The sequence below is a fragment of the Microcystis wesenbergii NRERC-220 genome (genome assembly GCF_032027425.1).
In the GTDB taxonomy this organism is placed as follows: domain Bacteria; phylum Cyanobacteriota; class Cyanobacteriia; order Cyanobacteriales; family Microcystaceae; genus Microcystis; species Microcystis wesenbergii_A.
Map to the genome: position 1 here is coordinate 2,062,734 of NZ_JAVSJA010000001.1, position 20,296 is coordinate 2,083,029.

At 43.5% G+C, this 20,296-nt stretch carries 19 protein-coding genes and 1 pseudogene; 14 read left to right on the forward strand and 6 right to left on the reverse strand.

Features of this window, described 5'->3' with window-relative positions:
* The first annotated feature begins 45 nt into the window (after positions 1 to 45).
* The 8 genes from RAM70_RS10065 to RAM70_RS10100 all read left to right on the forward strand — a co-directional run bounded on the left by RAM70_RS10065 (position 46) and on the right by RAM70_RS10100 (position 9,728).
* Positions 46 to 2,001 (forward strand): chromosome segregation ATPase, encoded by a 1,956-nt coding sequence (locus tag RAM70_RS10065; protein ID WP_045358524.1) that lies wholly within the window; start codon positions 46 to 48, stop codon positions 1,999 to 2,001.
* A 438-nt stretch (positions 2,002 to 2,439) separates the two neighbouring features.
* Entirely contained in the window at positions 2,440 to 3,030 is a 591-nt protein-coding gene (cbiT, locus tag RAM70_RS10070; protein ID WP_002732225.1) for a precorrin-6Y C5,15-methyltransferase subunit CbiT, read from the forward strand.
* A 42-nt stretch (positions 3,031 to 3,072) separates the two neighbouring features.
* The gene (locus RAM70_RS10075) at positions 3,073 to 3,990 is read left to right on the forward strand and encodes a phosphatidate cytidylyltransferase (protein WP_045358523.1); all 918 of its coding nucleotides are present in this window, start codon (positions 3,073 to 3,075) and stop codon (positions 3,988 to 3,990) included.
* A gap of 53 nt (positions 3,991 to 4,043) precedes the next feature.
* Positions 4,044 to 5,561: a uroporphyrinogen-III C-methyltransferase gene (cobA, locus tag RAM70_RS10080; protein ID WP_045358535.1), complete on the forward strand. Its 1,518-nt coding sequence runs from the start codon at positions 4,044 to 4,046 to the stop codon at positions 5,559 to 5,561.
* A gap of 198 nt (positions 5,562 to 5,759) precedes the next feature.
* Complete coding sequence (locus tag RAM70_RS10085; RefSeq protein ID WP_312675880.1) at positions 5,760 to 7,181, forward strand: IS4 family transposase; 1,422 nt, start codon at positions 5,760 to 5,762, stop codon at positions 7,179 to 7,181.
* Positions 7,182 to 7,529: 348 nt separating this feature from the next.
* The gene (locus RAM70_RS10090) at positions 7,530 to 8,180 is read left to right on the forward strand and encodes a DUF3318 domain-containing protein (RefSeq protein WP_045358522.1); all 651 of its coding nucleotides are present in this window, start codon (positions 7,530 to 7,532) and stop codon (positions 8,178 to 8,180) included.
* Between the two features lie 113 nt (positions 8,181 to 8,293).
* Positions 8,294 to 9,289, forward strand: a complete 996-nt coding sequence (locus RAM70_RS10095; protein WP_045358521.1) for an anti-sigma factor antagonist — start codon at positions 8,294 to 8,296, stop codon at positions 9,287 to 9,289.
* A complete protein-coding gene (locus RAM70_RS10100) occupies positions 9,276 to 9,728 on the forward strand; it encodes an ATP-binding protein (RefSeq protein ID WP_288001663.1) in 453 nt (150 codons plus the stop codon). The genes RAM70_RS10095 and RAM70_RS10100 overlap by 14 nt, the downstream gene beginning before the upstream one ends.
* 6 nt (positions 9,729 to 9,734) lie before the next feature.
* Here the strand turns inward: RAM70_RS10100 and RAM70_RS10105 are convergent, their stop codons facing one another.
* From RAM70_RS10105 to petN, 4 genes are all read right to left on the reverse strand, one after another.
* Positions 9,735 to 11,180: a GUN4 domain-containing protein gene (locus RAM70_RS10105; RefSeq protein WP_312675882.1), complete on the reverse strand. Its 1,446-nt coding sequence runs from the start codon at positions 11,178 to 11,180 to the stop codon at positions 9,735 to 9,737.
* Between the two features lie 74 nt (positions 11,181 to 11,254).
* Complete coding sequence (sbcD, locus tag RAM70_RS10110; RefSeq protein ID WP_312673566.1) at positions 11,255 to 12,508, reverse strand: exonuclease subunit SbcD; 1,254 nt, start codon at positions 12,506 to 12,508, stop codon at positions 11,255 to 11,257.
* Between the two features lie 311 nt (positions 12,509 to 12,819).
* Entirely contained in the window at positions 12,820 to 12,963 is a 144-nt protein-coding gene (locus tag RAM70_RS10115; protein WP_002736416.1) for a hypothetical protein, read from the reverse strand.
* 16 nt (positions 12,964 to 12,979) lie between these two features.
* Positions 12,980 to 13,069, reverse strand: a complete 90-nt coding sequence (gene petN / locus RAM70_RS10120) for a cytochrome b6-f complex subunit PetN (RefSeq protein ID WP_012265708.1) — start codon at positions 13,067 to 13,069, stop codon at positions 12,980 to 12,982.
* 85 nt (positions 13,070 to 13,154) lie between these two features.
* Here petN and RAM70_RS10125 point away from each other — a divergent pair, with 85 nt between their 5' ends.
* Positions 13,155 to 13,550, forward strand: a complete 396-nt coding sequence (locus RAM70_RS10125; protein ID WP_045358518.1) for a hypothetical protein — start codon at positions 13,155 to 13,157, stop codon at positions 13,548 to 13,550.
* Between the two features lie 161 nt (positions 13,551 to 13,711).
* Positions 13,712 to 14,812: a 3-dehydroquinate synthase gene (gene aroB / locus RAM70_RS10130; RefSeq protein WP_312673569.1), complete on the forward strand. Its 1,101-nt coding sequence runs from the start codon at positions 13,712 to 13,714 to the stop codon at positions 14,810 to 14,812.
* On the opposite strand, the gene RAM70_RS10135 is transcribed toward aroB, so the two are convergent.
* A complete protein-coding gene (locus RAM70_RS10135; RefSeq protein ID WP_312673571.1) occupies positions 14,789 to 15,925 on the reverse strand; it encodes a geranylgeranyl reductase family protein in 1,137 nt (378 codons plus the stop codon). The two genes, aroB and RAM70_RS10135, sit on opposite strands and share 24 nt — an antisense overlap.
* Positions 15,926 to 16,163: 238 nt before the next feature.
* Here RAM70_RS10135 and RAM70_RS10140 point away from each other — a divergent pair, with 238 nt between their 5' ends.
* Together RAM70_RS10140 and RAM70_RS10145 are read left to right on the forward strand one after the other, a co-directional pair.
* A complete protein-coding gene (locus tag RAM70_RS10140; protein WP_045358515.1) occupies positions 16,164 to 17,348 on the forward strand; it encodes an AAA family ATPase in 1,185 nt (394 codons plus the stop codon).
* An 11-nt stretch (positions 17,349 to 17,359) separates the two neighbouring features.
* A pseudogene (locus RAM70_RS10145) lies at positions 17,360 to 17,938 on the forward strand (DUF4276 family protein).
* 214 nt (positions 17,939 to 18,152) lie between these two features.
* On the opposite strand, the gene RAM70_RS10150 reads toward RAM70_RS10145, so the two are convergent.
* Complete coding sequence (locus tag RAM70_RS10150; protein ID WP_045358514.1) at positions 18,153 to 18,545, reverse strand: DUF4278 domain-containing protein; 393 nt, start codon at positions 18,543 to 18,545, stop codon at positions 18,153 to 18,155.
* Between the two features lie 506 nt (positions 18,546 to 19,051).
* Here RAM70_RS10150 and RAM70_RS10155 point away from each other — a divergent pair.
* Positions 19,052 to 19,225 (forward strand): hypothetical protein, encoded by a 174-nt coding sequence (locus tag RAM70_RS10155; protein WP_190380469.1) that lies wholly within the window; start codon positions 19,052 to 19,054, stop codon positions 19,223 to 19,225.
* A gap of 21 nt (positions 19,226 to 19,246) precedes the next feature.
* Positions 19,247 to 20,296 (forward strand): AI-2E family transporter, encoded by a 1,050-nt coding sequence (locus tag RAM70_RS10160; protein ID WP_045358513.1) that lies wholly within the window; start codon positions 19,247 to 19,249, stop codon positions 20,294 to 20,296.

Consider the following 20,296-nt stretch of genomic DNA (forward strand, 5'->3'; position numbering starts at 1 on the left):
CCATTAGGGTAAAATCTATCTAAAATATCTGCCGGGGAGTTGTGAATGTCTAAAGGAAAAGAATTAACCGAAAATCTAGTCAAACGAGAATCGATTGACTCCCTGACTCGTTGGCCTGAGAAAACTAAGTCTTTTCTTTTTCTCTTTTGGTACCGATACCAGCATCGTTTCACTTGGAAAGTTTGGGCGGCTTTATTTGTCGTGGTCTTTGGCAGTGTTGGCTTTCTCGCCACTTGGCAGTTATTAAATATGCAGAAGTCGCCCAATTGCCCAAAAATCTTCTGGCCCATCGCTTCTGCGTCCCTGCGTCTCTACTGCGCTCAACTTTCCGCCGATAGTCGCACCGTGGCAGGTTTACTCGAGGCAATTGCCCTAGTGGAAGCTTTACCCGATGACCATCCCCTGCGATCGCAAGTTAATCAACAGGTGGAAGAATGGGCGCGAGATATCCTGAATTTGGCTGAAAAAGACTATCAAGCGGGAAATTTAAGGCAAGCGATCGCTAAAGCCCGTCAAATCCCCGATAATATGGCAGTAGCGGCAATTATTGAAGAAAGAATCGCTAAGTGGCAAGGAACCTGGACGGAAGGCAACGAGATATTAAGCAAACTAGAGGAAAATCTCCGCGCTTCCAACTGGAATCAATCTTTCCGTCTAGCGGTGGATTTATTGAACTTAAATAACGAATATTGGGCAACGGTTAAATATAATGAAGCGATCGCTAAAATTACCGTCGCCCGGGAAGATAGTAGTAAATTAGATAATGCCTTTAATCTCTTTGCCCGGGGCGGTCTCGACAATTGGTTCAAAGTCATCGAAGAAGCTAGAAAAATTCAAGCCAGCAGTTATGCCTATCAGGAGGCAGAAAAATTAATCGGGAAAACCGAAGATAAACTGCAAGAATATGCCGAAAGATTAATTGAGCGGAAGCAATGGCAAGCTCTTCGGGATTTGGCTAACCAAACCCCCAAAGACCTCAAAATTAAAGAAGATGTCACCGATTGGTCTCTCTTGTCCACAGCGGCCTTGGATGCGGAAGCCGGCACGGTGGAGGGATTGGAAGCTGGCATACTGGGACTAGAACAAATCGACCCTTCTCGACCCCTCCATCAAACGGCCCTAGGCATGAGGGAACGCTGGCAGTTACAGGTACAGGATCTAAGAATACTGTCTGAGGCTAGAGATTTAGCACAAGCAGGGACGATCGAGCAGTATAGCGCCGCGATCGCGAAAGCGGGCGAGGTTCCCCGGAATAACCCCCTCTGGTCGCAAGCACAGCAGGAAATTGGCTCTTGGAATCGTCAAATACAAGTCATTGAAGACCGACCGATTTTAGAACGCGCGCGGGAAATAGCTCTCCCTGGCGATATTAACTCCCTCAGTAACGCTATTATTCAGGCGCGAGCCATCGCTAACAATCGGGTCCTATACAGAGATGCTCAACGGGAAATTCGCGACTGGCAAGCGCGGATTGAACGCATGGAGGATCAACCCATTTTAGATCAGGCTCAAGCTTTGGCCAATCTCAAAGACTATAGCACGGCGATCGAAACTGCCAATCAAATTCCCCCCGGTCGCGCTCTTTCCGGGGAAGCATCCCAAAATATCCGTCGTTGGCGCCGAGAATTGCGGGCCAGTCAAAATCTCCAACAGGCTAATCAATTAGCGGCGACGGGAACCGCAGAAGGTTTAACCCGGGCGATTGCTTTAGTTACCAATATTTCCACTAAAACCGATGCGGGTGTGCAACGGAGTGAATTGCTGGAACGTTGGAGTTATCAGCTTTTGTCTTTAGCCACGGCCCAAGCTAATAATGGCCGTTATCTGGAAGCTATTCGCCTTGCTGAATCCGTATCCCCAGAAAGTACCGCTTACAGTTCGGCTCGCTCCCAAATGCAAGGCTGGCGCAATATTCTCCAACCTCCGGCCCCACCGCCAATAGTTGAATCGACTCCCCTTTCCCCAGAGTCCCCGATAGAAGCACCGAGTCCGGGTCAATAATCAGTTTTAGGGGCTGTTTTTGCTGTGGATTGCCCCTAAGAAAGTCCCTCATCCCCGGAAAGATGAGAGACTTAACAAATTGCCTAACCGAACTCAATTTAAAATCGATCGAAGTCAATCTAACACGGTTTTTTGCGGTAGAACAGTTTAGCTACCGATGCTAACAATATCTGTGACATTGGCTCAGAAAAAGTTACTTTTTTCCTAACCAAAAATCCTTGACAAGATCGTGTAATTATGCTAGGTTCCATCAAGTCCCCTCCCACCTCTCGGTATCTACTCCTTTGACAGGAAAAAAGCTGTAATGACAAATAATAGCTTTTTAGAGCTATTATCAGGGTTTTATACCGAGAAAAGTCCCTGTTTACTTGATAAAGAAAACTTGACAAACTTATATAATAATGCTTGGTAGTGAAGCTTCTCAATAATTGATCCCCCATGACTTGGTTATATAAAACCCCCGGTATTCCCGATGAACTGTTTGAACGTTTGCCCGGGATTCCCTTGAGTAAACGCGAGGTGAGATTATTGATGATTTCCGCTTTGAGGTTAGGAGATGGGGGGGTTTTCTGGGATATCGGCGCAGGAACCGGCACTATTCCCGTTGAAATTGGCTTATTATGTCCCAATAGTCCGATTATTGCCATTGAAAGAGATGAAGAAGTGGCCAGTTTAATCCGCCGTAATTGCGATCGCTTTGGGGTTAAAAATGTTACGGTTTTTGAAGGCAGCGCCCCGGATTGTCTGCCCAATATATCCCTCGCACCCGATCGCGTCTGTATCGAGGGCGGCAAACCGATTAAATCAGTCCTGCAAGAAGTGTGGCAATACCTGAAACCCAACGGCCGCATCGTGGCTACGGCCAATAATTTAGAAACCCTCTATCAATTTTCCGAAGGCTTTTCTAATTTACAGGCGCGTAATATCGAGATTGTCCAAGCGGCAGTAAATCGCCTAGAAACTAGGGGTATTCACCAAGTTTTTGCCGCCGTTGATCCCATGTTTATCCTGAGTGGCGATAAACTTTAATTGGGGATAACCTTCCATAAAGTTTTCTTAATCTATATAATTATGACAATGCCGCCTAATTTCTCTGGATTAACCATGCCTTGGCCACGCATTGTCAGCGCTATTTTTGCTATTGCCTTCGCACTGGGAATTATTATCGTTGGGGGTTGGTATTTCACCCTCGGCATCGGTGTTATCGTCTTTTTGGGACAATTAGAGTATTTTCGCTTAGTTCGCGCTAAAGGCATTGAACCGGCCGCTAAAACCACTCTTGTCGTTTCACAATTATTACTGCTGACGGCAACTATGGCGGCCCCCCTCACCGATGCCATGTTTCCCCTCGCTGGGGCATTAATTTGTTTTTATCTGCTCTTTCAGCCCAAAATGGCGACAATTGCCGACATTTCCACCTCAATTCTCGGTCTGTTTTATGGTGGTTACTTACCTAGTTATTGGATTCGTTTACGGGTCGGTTTTTCTCCTGAAAGTAATCCTGTGGCTATTGCCAGTAACTTACCCCTGATGGGATATTGGCCAGAATCGTGGATGGAACCGAAATTATTCCCGGCCGCTTTGACGGTGACTTTTCTAGCTTTCGGTTGCATTTGGGCCGCCGATATCGGAGCTTATATCATGGGAAAATGGTTAGGGAAAACCAGTTTATCGCTGATTAGTCCCAAAAAAACCGTGGAAGGTTCCTTTTTTGGCATTTTAGGCAGTATAGCGGTGGCCGATTTGGGTGCTTGGTATTTAGATTGGCCCTATTGGCAGCTGACGGGCCTAATTTTGGGCTTATTAATTGGTATTGTCAGTTTATTGGGCGATTTGACGGAATCGATGATGAAACGCGATGCTGGGGTCAAGGATTCCGGGCAGTTAATCCCCGGTCACGGTGGTATACTCGATCGCACTGATAGTTATGTGTTCACCGCTCCCCTAGTATATTATTTCGTCACTTTACTGCTGCCCTTGTTGCGTTAGTAATTTGTATCTTCTCCAGTGCTAGATTAAAGATTAAACCCAAATTTGCGATTATGTCAGCAGTCGTCCATCCCCGGGGTAAAGTTTATCTTCTCGGTGCGGGAATCGGTCAGAGCAGTTTTCTCACCCTGCAAGCGCGAGCAATTTTAGCCACGGCCGAGGTTTTGCTGTATGATGCCCTAGTGGATAGTCAAATCTTCTCCCTAGTGCCGAAAACCTGTGTTTTAGTCGATGTAGGCAAACGGGGGGGACAACCCGGGGCCGAGCAGAATCAGATTAATCGGATACTGGTTAATTATTGTCAAGAGGGAAAACGAGTTATTCGGCTCAAAAGTGGTGATCCGGGTGTTTTTGGGCGAGTATATCCTGAAATGTTAGCCTTAAAGCAGGCTGGCTGTGATTTTGAACTGATAACCGGTATTTCCTCCGCTTTAGCCGCTCCTTTGTTGGCCGGAATTCCCCTGACCGAAAAGGATATTAGTCGCTGTTTTGCGGTCTTGAGCGCTCACGATCCCGAGTCTCTCGATTGGTCAGCTTTAGCTAAAATTGATACACTTGTGCTATTGATGGCCGGTCAGTCCTTAGGGCAAATTATCGAGAAATTATGCCAAAATGGGCGGAATATTGACGACTCGATCGCTATTATCCGCCAGGCCGGACGCAAGGATCAACAAATTTGGCGCGGCACTTTAGAAAATATTCTCGCTCAAACCGCCGGGGTGTCCCTCTCACCCTCTATTATGGTCATTGGTCAAGTTGTGGATCTGGCGATTATGTCTTCTCCCCTACCCCTAGGCGGTAAAACTATTGTTATTACCCGTGCCGCCGAGCAAACGAGTCAATTTAGCGAAATTTTGCAAAATCAAGGCGCAGAAGTCCTAGAAATGCCCGCTTTAGAGATTCGTCCCCCCGACCGTTGGCAAGGTTTAGACGATGCCATCGCTCAGTTAAAAGAGTTTGATTGGCTGATTTTAACTTCTGCCAATGCTGTTAATTTTTTCTTCGATCGCTTGACATTTTGGGGAAAAGATGCTAGGGCTTTAGCGACCGTAAAAATCGCCGTGGTGGGCAAAAAAACCAGCCAAGTTTTGCACTCACGGGGATTAAAAGCGGATTTTATCCCGGGGGATTTTGTCGCTGATGCTTTGGTAAACGAGTTTCCCGACCCGATTAAGGGGCAAAAATTCCTCTTTCCTCGCGTGGAAACGGGAGGCAGAGAGATATTAGTTAAGGAGTTAACGGCCAAAGCTGGTCAGGTGACGGAAGTGGCCGCATATTATTCCGGATGTCCGGCACGCATGGATAGTGGCATCTGGGAAGCGTTTCGAGAGGGGAAAGTCGATATAGTCACCTTTGCTAGTTCCAAAACCGTCCAGAATTTTTATCGGTTATTGCTGCAAGAAACGGCAGAATTATCGGTTAATTCCCTATTAGAAAAAGTTTGTCTGGCTTCTATCGGTCCGCAAACTTCAAAAACCTGTCAAGAGTTATTTGGTCGTGTTGATATCGAGGCGCGAGAATATACCCTAGAAGGATTGACTAGCGCTTTAATCGAGTGGGGTAAGACCTGACATTCTCACCGCCGTATTTGCGGCAGCCGGGGTTGGGGGGATCAAAGCCACCCTTATCAAGGAGGAGCAAAGCCACCCTTTTTAAGCTATCCATTAGTCGGATCTTTCTTAACAAAAAGAGAAGAAACTTAAAAAAAGGGGAAACGATTGATAGGTATAGTTTTGAAAGAAGGAATTAAGGTGGAGGTGAGCAAAAAAATGGAGAAATGGGCAGCCCAAGAACTACAGTATGCAGACCTAGGAGACACCAGAAGAAAGAAAAGGTTAATCAGTATCGTGGAAAATTTGGCCAGTCAACCTAGTACAAGTGTGCCACAAGCTTCGGGAAATCTAGCCGCAGCGAGTGCCACCTACGACTTTTGGAATTCCCCCTATTTTCACCCCTCAGATCTAATTGCCGCCCAAGCCAAAAGTACAGTAGAAAGAATCAAAGAACATCCAATAGTTTTGGCAGTTCAAGACACAACAAGTTTAGACTTTACGACACAAAAAGCCAAAAAAGGAATGGGTTATCTAGATTATAAAAAATCCTTTGGTCTCAAAGTTCATACCACATTAGGAGTGTCACCGCAAGGAATACCTTTAGGACTGATTAATCAATATGTCTGGGCAAGAGAAGAAAAGAATTTAGGGATTGCCAAGCAACGCAAAAAAAGAGAAACCCAAGAAAAAGAAAGTCAAAGATGGTTAGATTCCTTATCAGAAACACAACAACAAATACCCGAAGAAATTCAAGTAGTAACAATCGGAGATTGTGAGGCAGACATATTTGATTTATTTGCCCAATCAAGAAGTCCTAACTCTCATTTATTAATCCGAGGAACTCATAAACGAAAAGTTAACTATCTCGAAGATAAGCAAAGCTCAGGGCATCCAGAGACTAAATATTTACATCAATCCATCAGAGAAATAAAAGCCTGTGGTAGCCTAGATGTGCAAGTAAAACGCAATCCTAATCACGAGGCTAGACTAGCTAAACTAACAGTTAGATTGGCCAGTTTTGAAATACAAGTACCTAAGCATCACTCGAAAGCGAACCCTCGTCAACCGGTCAAATTACAGGTAATTTTAGCTGAAGAAGAAAATCCTCATCCTGGAGTTAATCCTATCAGTTGGCTCCTCTTAACTAGCCTGAACATTAGTAGCTTTGAATCGGCGATAACCTGCGTGCGCTGGTATAGTTATCGCTGGTTGATAGAACGCTATCATTTTGTTTTAAAAAGTGGTTGTGGACTAGAAAAACTGCAATTAGAAACGGGTCGGAGAATTAAGATGGCCTTAGCTACCTATTCGATTGTAGCTTGGAGATTACTTTGGTTAACCTATCAAGCACGCTTACACGGAGAGGAGAGTTGTGAAAGTTTTTTGGAAGAACATGAATGGCAATCTTTGTGTGCCACTATTCATAAAAAGGGTCCGCCACCTGAAAAGCCGCCCTCCTTTAGGGAAGCGGTCAGAATGATTGCTTCTCTTGGGGGGTTTTTAGGTAGAAAAGGTGACCCTTCGGCTTCTCTCAGGGTCAACGGTGAACCTGGTGTTAAAACTATTTGGTTGGGACTGCGAAGGTTACATGATATCAGCCAGACTTGGAAACTATCTCATCAAATTAGTCCCCCATAGAACTCCCTTGAGCCATCTTGCACACTTTTCTCTTTTTGTCAAATTTTATGTTAAGAAAGATGTGACTAATGGATAGCTTATTAAGGGGGGTATCTGACAATTTTTAACACCCACCTACTTAGTATGATTGACTCCCAATCGAACTTTAAAAACCCAGTTATGGATTGTTTCTCCCCATCTCCCCCACTTCCCCACTCCCCACTTCCCACTTCCCACTTCCCTCACTGATGACTGATTACTGATCACTGAAAATGCTTCCTACTGCCAAAAGCTGCCAAGATCACAAAAAAGACCGCTATGATCGAAAATAGAATTCATCGTCATTGGTAGAGAATAGGTAAAAAATCTATGACATCTTATGCGGCCTCCTCTGCACGAGCCGAAATGAGCGAACTTCGGCGCCTAAAAACCCTACTACCCCCAGAATTACAAAGTTGGGTAACGGTAGAAGGTTCCACAGAGATTAATCCCCCCCTGATCCGTTGTGAAGAAATTGGCAGAGATGAGGTAGAAATTCAGATAGATTTAGCAAAATGGGAAAATTTAGCCATCGATCAGCGTAATTTGCTCTTTTGGCATGAAGTGGCCAGGATTCAAAATGATAGTATTCCCCGGGAAGGCTGGGAAATGGCCGCCCTCGCTATTGGCTTAGGTGGCGCAGTGGGGGAATTATGGGTACAGGACGGGTTATTATTGCTTTTGGCTATGGGATTATGTGGGATTTCCGGTTATCGTCTCTGGCGCAAAAATAATGGCGATAAAATTCTCAAAGAAGCGATCGAAGCCGATGAAAAAGCGATCGCCATCGCCACCCGTTTCGGTTATTCTCTCCCCAACGCCTACAAGAGCCTAGGCAGTGCCTTTAAAACCCTAATCGAACAAACACCCAACCGTCGTCTGCGTAAGCGTTATGAGACCCGTTTAGATGCCCTGAGAAAGAGTGCGGCCAAAGCGAAAGCCCAAACCCAAGGCCGTCCGCCCCTAGGTGAGATTCGTTAGCCGATAATCACAGGCAATCTCTGACATTACCCATTGGTATTTGGGGAAAAGTGTAGTAAACATTAGGTAGGTCATCAGGCCTTGTTCATCTATCAAACCACCTCTTTGTGTCGATGACTTCCCAACTCCCTGAAACACGTTTTCTGATCATTCCGATGGAGTATCCCGTTTTGCGGATGCCCGATCGCTTGACTGTCTTGGAAGCAGTACAGTTCAAAGATCTCTTTCACCATCTCATCGCCCAAACACCCACTCCCGAAAAAGTCATTCTTGATCTGAATGCCACTCAATTTATGGATAGTAGTGGTGTGGGTGCTTTAGTCCATAATCTCAAAGCGGCCAGGGCAGAAAATATCGAGTTAGTGCTGGCTAACGTCCATCCCCCAGTGATGGGGGTTTTATCGATTACGGGACTAGATCAATTATTCACTTTCCAAACCCCCCCCCTAGCACCCCAAGAAAACGGCTTTACTGCCACTGAAAACGATCTACCCGAAACCCATCCCTCGATTCGCAGTTGGTTAAAGCGCTGTCTTGACATTGTTGGTGGGATCGTGGGTTTATTAATCACGGGGTTTATTTTTGTCCCCATTGCTATCGCTATTAAGTTAGACAGTCCAGGTCCAATTTTTTTTAGTCAAACCCGCTGCGGTTGGTTGGGAAAGCAATTTAAAATTCTCAAGTTTCGTTCCATGTGTGTGGATGCAGAAGCACTCAAGGATAAAATCCCCAATCAAGCGCAGGGAGCTTTTTTTAAGAATAAAAATGATCCCCGGATTACCCGGGTAGGAAAATTTTTACGTCGTACCAGTTTAGACGAATTGCCCCAGTTTTGGAATGTGATCACCGGTGAAATGAGTCTTGTTGGCACTCGTCCCCCCACACCCGATGAGGTGGAACGCTACGATGTTCCCCAATGGCAACGTTTAGATGTAAAACCCGGTATGACGGGAGAATGGCAGGTGAATGGTCGCTCTCGGGTGCGTAATTTTGAAGAGGTAATTCAACTAGATTTGCGCTATCAAGAAAATTGGAGCTTAGGCTACGATCTACAACTGATTTTTAAAACAATTTTGATTCTCTTTCAAAAAAACAGTGGTGCCTTCTGAAGTCTTAAATTCCCCTTCTTCCCCCCTCCATTTCCATCTACAAGTCCGGACGGAATTGGCAGCTTTAATCCCAGTCCTACAATGGTTTGAATCCCACGGCCGTTCTTTTCTACCCGACTCGGTGCTTTGGCAGTGTAAGGTGGCTTTAGCAGAAGGATTTACTAATACTGTCCGTTACGCTCACCAACATTTACCACCGACCACAGCGATCGATCTAGAATTAACTTTTTCGTCCCATTCTCTAGAAATAAAAATATGGGATCACGGTCAACCTTTTGATCTGCAAGCCAAACTTGATTCTCTACAACAACATCCCCTCGCACCTTTGGAAATGGAAAGCGATCGAGGATTACTTTTCATGCGTTCTTTTACTGATACTTTACAATATATCCGCACTGGCGAAGGGAGAAATTGTTTAATTCTCCAGAAAAGTTTTTAAGCTAATTTATCCTTTGCTAGACACTCTGTCCACGGCACAGGCTTCCAGACGAGAAAAAAGAATTATGCCACCACCCACACCCCAGACAAGGGTGGGGAGATGTCCGGAGGGTGCTTTGAGAGAGAAAGTAATTTGATCGTAGTATAACCACTTGTTATTAACTCGCCAACCGACTTTTGATCCAAAATCGTTCCATTTTTGTTGATCATAATTGCCGCTTCCTCCTAAACTTTCATAGATTCTTTTCTGAACAGATATACCGAATTTTCCCTGACTATATTGTAACCAGAGTTGATTGATAGTGGCTAAATCTTCACAGGGAAAGTTATCTATATCTTCTATCTTAAGATATTTTTCTTTAGTTCGATCGGCAACTTTTAAAAATAGATTAGCTGTTTCTTGATCTGCCTCTTGCCATTTTTCTTGCGCCAATAAATACCGTAGGTTAGTGTAATCAATTGCCTTGGCACTTTTGAGGTTAATTTCCTCCCTGGTGGCGGCTGGAAAAACTGGCAAAACCGTTTCTTGAATTGTATTCTGTGATCGGGGTTTTGGCGGAATCACGACGGCTAATTTTACTGCTAACTCTTGCAGGACTTCCCCAGCTGATTGATAACGTTTTTTGGTGGCAAATTCAATTAATTTATCTAAAATTTCGCCTAATCCAACACTAACAGGATTATTAATCAGGTGCTGTCTCCATACCCATTCATGTTCACTCACATCGAATAATTCAAAGGGAGATATTCCCGTTAATAAATAGATACAAGTGACTCCCAAACTATATAAATCACTGCTATTAATCGCTTTACCATTGCCTTGTTCTGGGGCGATATATCCCGCCGAACCGATCACTGTTCCTGTCAGGGAAAGATTAGCAATGGTCATAAATTTAGAGGCACCGAAATCAACTAAAATTATTTTATTATCGCTGCGTCTCCTAATTATATTAGCTGGTTTAATATCCCGATGAATGACTCTTTTAGCATGGATAAAATCAAGAATTGGCAAAATTTCTAATAAAAGATGTTTAATCTTTTCCTCATTGAAAACTCCCTCGCTTTGTAATTCTTGTTCTAGATTTTGTCCCTCAATATATTCTTGAACAAGATATTGTCGCCCATCATTGCTGGTAAAATAGGCATAGAGGGAGGGAATTTGTGGGTGTTGACCGAGATTATCTAAACTAATCGCTTCTTCTTTAAATAATTCCGCAGCTTTCTTGAGGGCGTTACTATCTTGAGCGCTAGGAAAAAATTGTTTAATCACACAATAAGGTTTAGAAGGTTTATCCTCATCAATTGCTTGAAAAGTTTTACCGAAACCCCCTTGTCCAATTAATTTTATAGCACGATAACGATCTTTTAGTAATAATTGAAAGCGACATTTTTGACAGAATTTATCTGTAGGATCATTGTTATATAAACAATCGGGATTAAGACATAAACTCATTGTTAGTTCAAAGAGGGATAGGGAAGATGTTTCAGTGAGCAGTAAACTGATAACTGATAACTGATAACTGATAACTAAATCGAGGTTTCTTCCTCTAGCCAAATTTCTGGCTGTTGATTTAATAAAAGCTGGGCTGCCTCTAACATATCATCAACAATATCGCGCAAATCTTTCTTATTATCGATATAAGCTTTTAACGCCTCCATCGGATCTAATTGATTACCCACCCCTAATTCCGGTAAACGGGGACGGGTTAATTGACTAATTAACTCCGCCCGAATACTATAACTATGGGCAGTTTTTAACGCTTCGTCAAGCTGATTGGTGTTGATTAGTTCTAATTGTTCACTGCGAATTTTATAAACTAAGCGGATAACTGCTTCCTGAATATCGTATTTTTTGAGAGCTTTCAACAATTCCTTTTGGGGGTTTTCTGCCTCGGAAACATCCACTTCGATCGAACGGAAAGGACGCACGGGTAAAGGACAAAATTCCCATTTAACCTCTCCTTTAGCCACTTCTATTAAAACATAGCCCTTATCTTCTTTTTCCTCGCTAAAATCCACTCGATCAATGCTCCCCGGATAGACAATAGGCGGATCATTGCTAGGATTAAGATTTTGATGTTTGTGAACATGACCGAGGGCGACATACTCGAATTGTGGACGATTTAGCAGCGATAAAGGCACGGTAAAACCTTTACCAACCGCTAAAAATCTTTCTGCTCCTAAACTAGCTCGATCGGCCATTAAATGGGCTAATAAAATTGTTGGTACACTTGTATCTAATTGGCGAATTTCTCCTTCTAAAACTGGTTCCAAACGGTTAATTAATAATTCATTTACCCCACTCAAGGATAAACCCTCGGTTTCGGGACGGGTTAAGAGAGTGGCGCGGGTTAACCAGGGTAAAGTAATTACTTGGATATCGCCATTGCGAGTGGTGATGCGATGGGTGGTCAGGCGATCGCCAACAATAAACCCCGGCACCGCTAGGGTACGATAGATGGAGAGACTGACACCGCCATTACCATGAGAATGTTGATCGTGATTACCTACTAATAACACCGTCGGGATATTAGCATCGGCAAGACGACGGAATTGACTGGCAAAAGCTTCGTGAACAAAAGGAGGAGGAGTGGCATCGGGAAAGGCATCTCCCCCAAAAAGAACTAGATCCACAGGGGAGGCAATAGCCCGATCGATACAGAGGCTTAAACTGCCCATAAAATCCTCTAAACGAGTATTTAATCCCGTTTTTGGATTTAAACGTCCATGGGAAAAACCGCTCCCCATGTGAATATCCGATAAGTGCAGTATTTTAATCATAAGTAGTAGGCAAAAGGCAAGAGGCAAAAGGCAAGAGGTGGTGAGATATGTCTAATTAATTGCGTCTAGCTACTTAAGACCTCCTGAAAAAGTAAGTTCTCGAACCGCTATCTAGTCAAAATATCTAAAAACTCAGATAAATCTGACATAATCTTAGGTTTTGTGGATAGCATAGTTGTTTCTTGTCTTTTTTATCCTCCTGTCTCGGATTATCCTATCGACCGTCTCCTCACCTAAGGTCAGATTTTTGATTTTTGCAGGAAATCTATAGTAAAGGAAAAACAGGCGTAATTAAGTACACCTGTTCAGGATTATTTTCCTAATTTTTTATCGCCATCTTGACGACGGCGATCGCGCCATTCTGTAGTCGTCAGGTAGAGAATGCCACCGCTAACGATAACGAGGAGAATTAAGGCGACTAGAAAGAGAGTGTTGAGAATCAAGGATGTTTCCATGGTATCTATAGATTACCTAGAAACCGTTACGACCCCAAACCACCATGGCGATCGACCAAGTGAACAGGGCGAGAATGCTAACCCAACCAAGTGTCAAAATATCCATAATTGCCTTTGTTAAACGAAATACTTAGGAGATAACTACTCAATTTATAATACTTCATCAGTGACTCCGTTTTAGAGAGGCGATCGTGCAAATTACGCTCAAGGAAAGAATCGAATCCATACAGGTGGGGAGTATCTCGGCTCTGGCTTTCCTGGTTCCCTATCTGCTATTTTTAACTGTTGATCGACTATTGTTAGGGGAATCGATCGCACTAATTGGCGCTTTTGTCAAGATATCCGGGGCGATAATTAGCGGATTTCTCTTCGGTGTCACCTATCGTTATGTCGTCCGTAACGACGATAATCCCCATCTCAAAGATGGTACAGTGGCAGCTTTTGCCCTAGTCCGCGGCCTAGTTCCCCTACAATTATCCACAGACTTGCTCGCTGACGCTTGGCAATTAAGTCTCTTTCTGGGAGAGAGCTTTATCTGTTTTTTATCCTGTCGTCTGCTCTTAGAGTTGACTAAGCTGCGTCAATAACCGACTCAGTTATCAGTTATCAGTTATCAGTTATCAGTCATAAGATTTAAGTTTTCAGTGAATAGTATTAAGCGACAAGCTCGGAGCTGCTTTTTTACTGTTTACTGATCACTGTTTACTGATCACTGATCACTGTTTACTGAAACATCACCCCACACCCTATGGCTATTTGTATTCCCGTTAATTTACCCGATCGCTCCTATAATATTCTGATCGAGAAGGGCAGTTTAGCTAATCTCGGTGGAGAAATGAGCCAGTTAAGCTTAGGTAAAAAGGTTTTATTGGTTTCTAATCCCGAAATTTTTGACTATTACGGGCAGATAGCCGTTAATTCCCTAGAAAAAGCGGGCTTTGTTGTTTCTACTCATCTGATCCCCGCTGGCGAAAATTATAAAACCCTCGATTCGATCGCCCAAGTTTATGATAGCGCCCTCGCTCACCGGCTGGAACGTTCCTCGACTATGGTTGCCCTCGGTGGTGGTGTAATCGGTGATATGACTGGATTTGCGGCAGCCACATGGTTACGGGGCGTTAATTTTGTCCAGGTTCCCACCACTCTGTTAGCGATGGTGGACGCTTCCATCGGGGGTAAAACTGGTGTTAATCATCCCCAGGGCAAAAATCTGATCGGGGCGTTTTATCAACCGAAATTAGTTCTGATTGATCCTAGGGTGCTTAAAACCCTACCCGTGCGAGAATTTCGGGCTGGAATGGCAGAAGTGATTAAATACGGTGTAATTTGGGATGCTGAGTTATTTCAACAGTTAGAAGACTCGGACAATTTAGCCAGTTTTTCTCAGATCGATGGCGATCTATTGCAAACAATTATTACAAAGTCTTGCCAAGCTAAAGCAGATGTGGTATGCACAGACGAAAAAGAAGCGGGTTTGCGGGCGATCTTAAACTATGGTCACACGATCGCCCACGGCATTGAAAGTCTAACGGGATATACTAGCATTAACCACGGGGAAGCGGTGGCCATGGGGATGGTGGCGGCAGGAGCGATCGCTGTTAAACTGGGAATGTGGACCGCCGGGGAAAATCAACGTCAAACCGATTTAATCGAAAAAGCCGCCTTAGAAACCCGTATTCCGCCTTTAAATGCCGATGAGATGGTAAATGCTCTCACTGCCGATAAAAAAGTTAAAGATGGCAAGGTTAGATTTATTTTACCAACGGCAATCGGCCAAGTCACCATTAGCGATCGAGTCACCCCCACCCTGGTGCGCGAGGTGTTATCACCAACCGAATCCGGGCAGTAAAAGCTTTTTCAATTGTTGCATCGCTTGTTCCGTAACATCCCGGTATTTTAAATCTCCCACGAGAATACGTCCCATCAGTTGACCGGCGATCGGGCGTTTAACGGCGATATTGTAGGCGATTTGGGTAAATTGATAGAATAAACCGGCTAATTTGGCCGCTAAAGCCATATCTTCCCCCCATTCTTCCCGAATTATCCGACTATAGCCCGCTAAAGCCTGATTATCCCCGGCTAAAGCTCGATCGATCGCCTCGGCTGCCTTAACTCCCGTCAAAATTGCCGGACGGATACCCTCACCGATGAGAGGATCGAGAATCCCCGCCGCTTCTCCTGTAATTAGGGCATTTTGGGCGTGTAGCGGTTTATTTCCGTTCCAAAGGGCTAAAGCATACTCACTATAGCGATAATCCTCTAAATTCCAGCCCTTTTGACGGGCATAATTTAACAGTTGTTTTTTCAGATCCTCGGATTTGATGCTGCCCTTAAAACAACCACCGCTAATTGTGTAACCATTAGACTTGGGAAAAGCCCAGATATAACCATTTTTTAGGGAACCAAAGTCAAAAAAAGCTTTTTGGGGGGGAATAGTAGCCCCTTCGTTAGTAATTTCGAGGGTAGCCCCGATCGCTTGGTTTTTCGCCGGTAATCCCAACCAGCGACTGGTATTGCCCCTAACACCATCGGCAGCAATCAGATATTTACCTGAAAATGTTCCCTGTGATGTGGTAACTTGCCAGTGATCTTGAAGGAATTTGATCTGGGTAACTTCGCTGTTATCTTGGATGGTTGCCCCGACTGCGATCGCCTGTTGACCTAAAAAATCATCGAAACGATCCCTTTGTACCATCCACATCGGTTCTAGCATATTTAACTTAGTGGTGGCGGCATCCCCCTGTTTCCAAGTAAACTCCACTTGCGTGACGGTATTCTCGATCACGGGGGTAAAATCAAAATCAAACCACTGCTTAATTGCCGGGGATACCCCCCCACCACAGGGTTTATAACGGGGTAATTTCGCTTTATCGAGGATCAGAATCGATCGCCCCTTTTTAGCTAGATGATAACCCGCCGTCGCTCCTGCTGGTCCCGCACCGATGATAATACAGTCAAACATTTGTACTAATTTAAGTCGTTGAACAAATTTATAGACAATTTACGCTATTTTGGGCAACTTGTGTTGAGTCTGGTTTCTTGTCCCTTCCCTAGGCGGTTGAGCTTGCCTCTCTAGTTTCTAGCTGATTTATACCCCAATTTCCAAGAGAGTCCAATCTCTGGCTTTTTTGACTAATTGATCAATTATCTTCACCGGATCAATCGTATAATCAAAAAAACTATAACGGCTCGATTATATCATGAAAATTGTTTCTATTAAAATAAAAAACTATCGTATGTTTAAAAATATACACATAAGAGATATTCCCCCTTTTTGCGTGATTATTGGAGCTAACGGCACGGGAAAATCTACTCTATTTGATATTTTTGGGTTTCTGCGAGATGCCCTCAAAAATAACATTCGCCAAGCTTTACAAATTCGCGGCGGTTATAGAGAAATTATCACTAGAGGTCAAGAACAGGAAGATATTGAAATCGAGCTGCAATTTCCCATGAAAATCTTAGATACAGAACGTCTGGTTACTTATCAAATCATAATTGGACAAAACAATAATCGCCCCGTTATCAAACGCGAAATACTTCGCTATAAACGGGGTGAACACGGTAAACCTTTTCATTTTTTAGATTTTCAACTTGGTCAAGGATATGCTATCACCAACGAAGAAGATTTTAGTAAACCGGATAAAGAACTCGATCGAGAAGAACAACAGCTAGAATCTAACGATATACTAGCAATCAAAGGATTAGGACAATTTCAACGTTTTAAAGCCGCTACAGCCTTTCGTTCTCTGATTGAAAATTGGCACGTTTCTGACTTTCATATTAGCGAAGCTAGAGGAAGTAAAGAAATATCTTATGCTGAACACTTATCCCCTACTGGCGACAATATAGCTACAGTCGCTCAATATATTTATCAACAATATCCCGAAATTTTTCAGCAAATTCTCGAAAAAATGAAACAACGAGTTCCGGGTATTTCCTCTGTGGAAGCCAAAGAAACCGAAGACGGTCGCTTGATTTTACGTTTTCAAGATCAGGCCTTTAAAGACCCTTTTATTGATCGCTATGTTTCTGACGGAACTATGAAAATGTTCGCTTATTTAATATTACTATTCGATCCCAATCCTCATCCCCTACTCTGTGTCGAAGAACCAGAAAACCAACTTTATCCTACTTTATTAAAAGAACTAGCCGAAGAATTCGCCCACTATAGCTATCGGGGGGGTCAGGTATTTGTTTCTAGCCACTCCCCCGATTTTATCAATGCGGTTCCACTAGCTAGTATTTTTTGGCTAATTAAATCCCAAGGTATCACCCAAATCCATAGGGCTAACGATAGCGAAATCCTCAAAAACTTAGTAGCGGAAGGCGATTTACCCGGCTATCTTTGGAATCAAGGCTGGTTTGAAGGAGTAGAACCCTAAGGAACTATGATATCGTATTTTTGCTAGAAGAGTCATCTATAAAAAATGTGTTAGAAGAACTTTTGCCTAAACTTATTCCCCCAGAAATAAGCTATATATATATTGGTCATCAAGGTAAACAAGACCTAGCCAAATCTATTCCTATAAAACTCAAAGCTTTCAATAAATCTAGTCCCAATACCAAATTTATTATTGTCCATGATCAGGATTCCCACGATTGTCAAAAACTCAAAAAGGAACTAGGGGAAATTTGTCAAAATGCCAGCGATGCTCAAGTATTAATTCGGATTATTTGCCATGAATTATAATCTTGGTTTCTGGGAGATTTAGCAGCGGTGGCCAAGGCGTATAATTTAAATAGTCGCGGCCAAAAACAAAATAAAAGTAAATACAGAGAACCAGACCAGCTTAACTCGGCTAAACAAGAATTAAAAAAGCTAGTGAAAGAGTATTATGCAGGAACCCACTCTAAACAGATTGCCCCCCATCTTTCCCTAACTGAAAATAAATCGCGTAGTTTTCAAACTTTTATCCAAGGTATCAAAAATGTTGTGGAAATGATACAACGCCCCGATCCGAACCCGAACTAGAATAGACCTCGACCTAATATAATTAAAAGCTTGTAAACTCCTAACTAGGGTTGGCTGAAAAAATCTAAAAATCTTGTTGGATAATATCTTGAGGCTTTTTTAAAATCAAAAAGTGCCGGCCCTGGGAGTGAGCGGGGGGAAGATTTAGGCATTTTTGCGCCCAAAAATATTCCCCCCGGCAGAACCGAGGGGAAAGTGGGGAAAAACCGCTAATCTAGCAGTTTAAGGCTAAGTCTTGGGATTCTTTTTTCAAGAGATTAACGAGGGTTTCGTCACCATTCTCTTGAGCGATTTGTAAACGACGTTCCAGACGACGACGAATATTGTTCAGATGGATACTAGAAAGGGTTTCCTCCTGGACAACAACAGGGGGTTTGACAACGGGCAACGGACAAGTGTTCGGGATGACTTGCTCGGCAAAATGAGGACGGGTGCTGTAGGCAACTCCACGATACTGACGATGCAGTTTCGGCTCTAATTGGAGCATATGGCGAGGATAATGGTGATTCCAGTCTTGACCTCGGTATTTACCCCCGATATCTCCAGTATTCATCTCCAAGGGGAGAGAATCCCTTTCGTACTTAACTCCTCGATAGACTAACGTCATATCACCGACTCCCTGCAATGCTTTAAAGTGACTTTAATCTCTCTTGTCGTCTCTATTTAGGGACAACAAATGACAAGATCTTATTTCTTATTCTGTATCTATTCTTACATTTTGCTAGGGAAATTGAAAAAACTTTATAAAAATTTAATATTTTCTAGTTGGCCGTAGTATCCCTTTATGGCCGGGTTTGGTCGCCCGCCAAAGGAGCCTCTAGGGGTTTGAGGATTAATTTGGAGGCTGGAGGTGGCCAAACGAACCGCCATACCATCATTGTTTCATAATTTCCCCTTCCCTCTGGACTGACCTCGCCCAGAAAATCTAGCAACTTCGCCCACATTCTTGAAAAATGTTATTATTGCCAGCAAGCTCAATTTTTGCCGTTTTATATCTTTTTTTAACTTGAGCAATAGTATTAATCAAATCCATGGGGTATGATTGCCACATTCTGACCAAAATTTACCCTATTCAGGGATAAGATAGTGCTTGTGTCACCTAAAAACTGATCTATGAGCGGCTTTATTATCAAAATAATCTTGATATCGGCTTTAATTTCCCTGGCAATTAAATATCTTGCCCCTTTATTATCGATCACTCCCAGTCCTCTTAACACTTTAATTCTGGTTTTTACTCCTTTTCTGCTCACGGTTTTTGCCCTCTGGAGACGGACAATAACTGATTAGGAATTTTTCTCCTTACTTATCATGACTTTTGGCAGCAGCCTCGGTTTAGTCCTGTTAGTCTTCTGTCTGTTGATTCTCTGGCAGATTCGACAGATTCTCCTATTATTATTGATGGCGATTCTTCTGGCGCAGATTTTAAATTTGGCTGTGACTTGGTGGCAGCGTCATCACCTCAAGCGTTCCTACGCCCTAATTATCACCCTTTTTAGCTTCTTTATTGGTATAATCGGTATTTTTGTGGGGATTATACCCGCTTTAGTCCAACAATTTCGCCAATTATTTAGTTTATTACCCCAAGCTATAGAAAGACTCTGGGGACAAGTCCATAGTCTTGAGGATTATCTCGATCCTAGTCTGGCCACTGTCTTCCCGGACTTTAAAACGCTGCTGGCTCAATTACAACCCCTGATTAACCAAATTGCTGGCCGGGGTTTAAGCATTTTCTACGGCACTTTCGGTATTATCCTCAGCTTACTGCTAATTGTTGCCCTGAGCTTGATGATTCTCGCCGATCCTGCCGCTTACCACCGTTGTTTTCTGCGTTTATTTCCCGCTTTCTACCGTCCTAGGGTACGATCGATCCTAGAACAATGCGATCGAGATTTAAAAGCTTGGCTGAAAGGGATTTTCTGTCATATGTTGATTATGACCTTGGGCAGTTGCCTGGGTCTATCCCTGATCGGCATTCCCCTCGCTTTTTCCCAATCTATCCTGGCGGGATTTCTCACCTTTATCCCTAACCTCGGGCCGGTTTTAAGCACGATTTTACCCTTTTCTATCGCCCTTCTGGAGGCTCCCTGGCAACCCTGGGCAGTTTTACTACTCTACAGCAGTATTTATCTGTTAATTCAATATTTCGACCATCATCCACCGCTGCCCATTTTAACAGTGCCGTCCCTCAAGCTCTTACCCGCTTTTACCCTGTTGGCCCAGTTGTTTTTTGCCTCGATTTTTGGCTTTTTAGGGCTATTTCTGGCGGTTCCCCTGACGCTTATCGGTCGTATTTGGCTAAAGGAAGCTTTGATCGAGGATATTCTCAACCATTGGCGGATTGGGGATAAAAAATCTTAA

Coding starts and splice junctions, on each gene's coding strand:
- RAM70_RS10065 (WP_045358524.1), top strand. CDS start 46: ATGTCTAAAGGAAAAGAATTAACCGAAAATCTAGTCAAACGAGAATCG.
- cbiT (WP_002732225.1), top strand. CDS start 2,440: ATGACTTGGTTATATAAAACCCCCGGTATTCCCGATGAACTGTTTGAA.
- RAM70_RS10075 (WP_045358523.1), top strand. CDS start 3,073: ATGACAATGCCGCCTAATTTCTCTGGATTAACCATGCCTTGGCCACGC.
- cobA (WP_045358535.1), top strand. CDS start 4,044: ATGTCAGCAGTCGTCCATCCCCGGGGTAAAGTTTATCTTCTCGGTGCG.
- RAM70_RS10085 (WP_312675880.1), top strand. CDS start 5,760: ATGGAGAAATGGGCAGCCCAAGAACTACAGTATGCAGACCTAGGAGAC.
- RAM70_RS10090 (WP_045358522.1), top strand. CDS start 7,530: ATGACATCTTATGCGGCCTCCTCTGCACGAGCCGAAATGAGCGAACTT.
- RAM70_RS10095 (WP_045358521.1), top strand. CDS start 8,294: ATGACTTCCCAACTCCCTGAAACACGTTTTCTGATCATTCCGATGGAG.
- RAM70_RS10105 (WP_312675882.1), bottom strand. CDS start 11,180: ATGAGTTTATGTCTTAATCCCGATTGTTTATATAACAATGATCCTACA.
- sbcD (WP_312673566.1), bottom strand. CDS start 12,508: ATGATTAAAATACTGCACTTATCGGATATTCACATGGGGAGCGGTTTT.
- RAM70_RS10115 (WP_002736416.1), bottom strand. CDS start 12,963: ATGGAAACATCCTTGATTCTCAACACTCTCTTTCTAGTCGCCTTAATT.
- petN (WP_012265708.1), bottom strand. CDS start 13,069: ATGGATATTTTGACACTTGGTTGGGTTAGCATTCTCGCCCTGTTCACT.
- aroB (WP_312673569.1), top strand. CDS start 13,712: ATGGCTATTTGTATTCCCGTTAATTTACCCGATCGCTCCTATAATATT.
- RAM70_RS10135 (WP_312673571.1), bottom strand. CDS start 15,925: ATGTTTGACTGTATTATCATCGGTGCGGGACCAGCAGGAGCGACGGCG.
- RAM70_RS10140 (WP_045358515.1), top strand. CDS start 16,164: ATGAAAATTGTTTCTATTAAAATAAAAAACTATCGTATGTTTAAAAAT.
- RAM70_RS10150 (WP_045358514.1), bottom strand. CDS start 18,545: ATGACGTTAGTCTATCGAGGAGTTAAGTACGAAAGGGATTCTCTCCCC.
- RAM70_RS10155 (WP_190380469.1), top strand. CDS start 19,052: ATGAGCGGCTTTATTATCAAAATAATCTTGATATCGGCTTTAATTTCC.
- RAM70_RS10160 (WP_045358513.1), top strand. CDS start 19,247: ATGACTTTTGGCAGCAGCCTCGGTTTAGTCCTGTTAGTCTTCTGTCTG.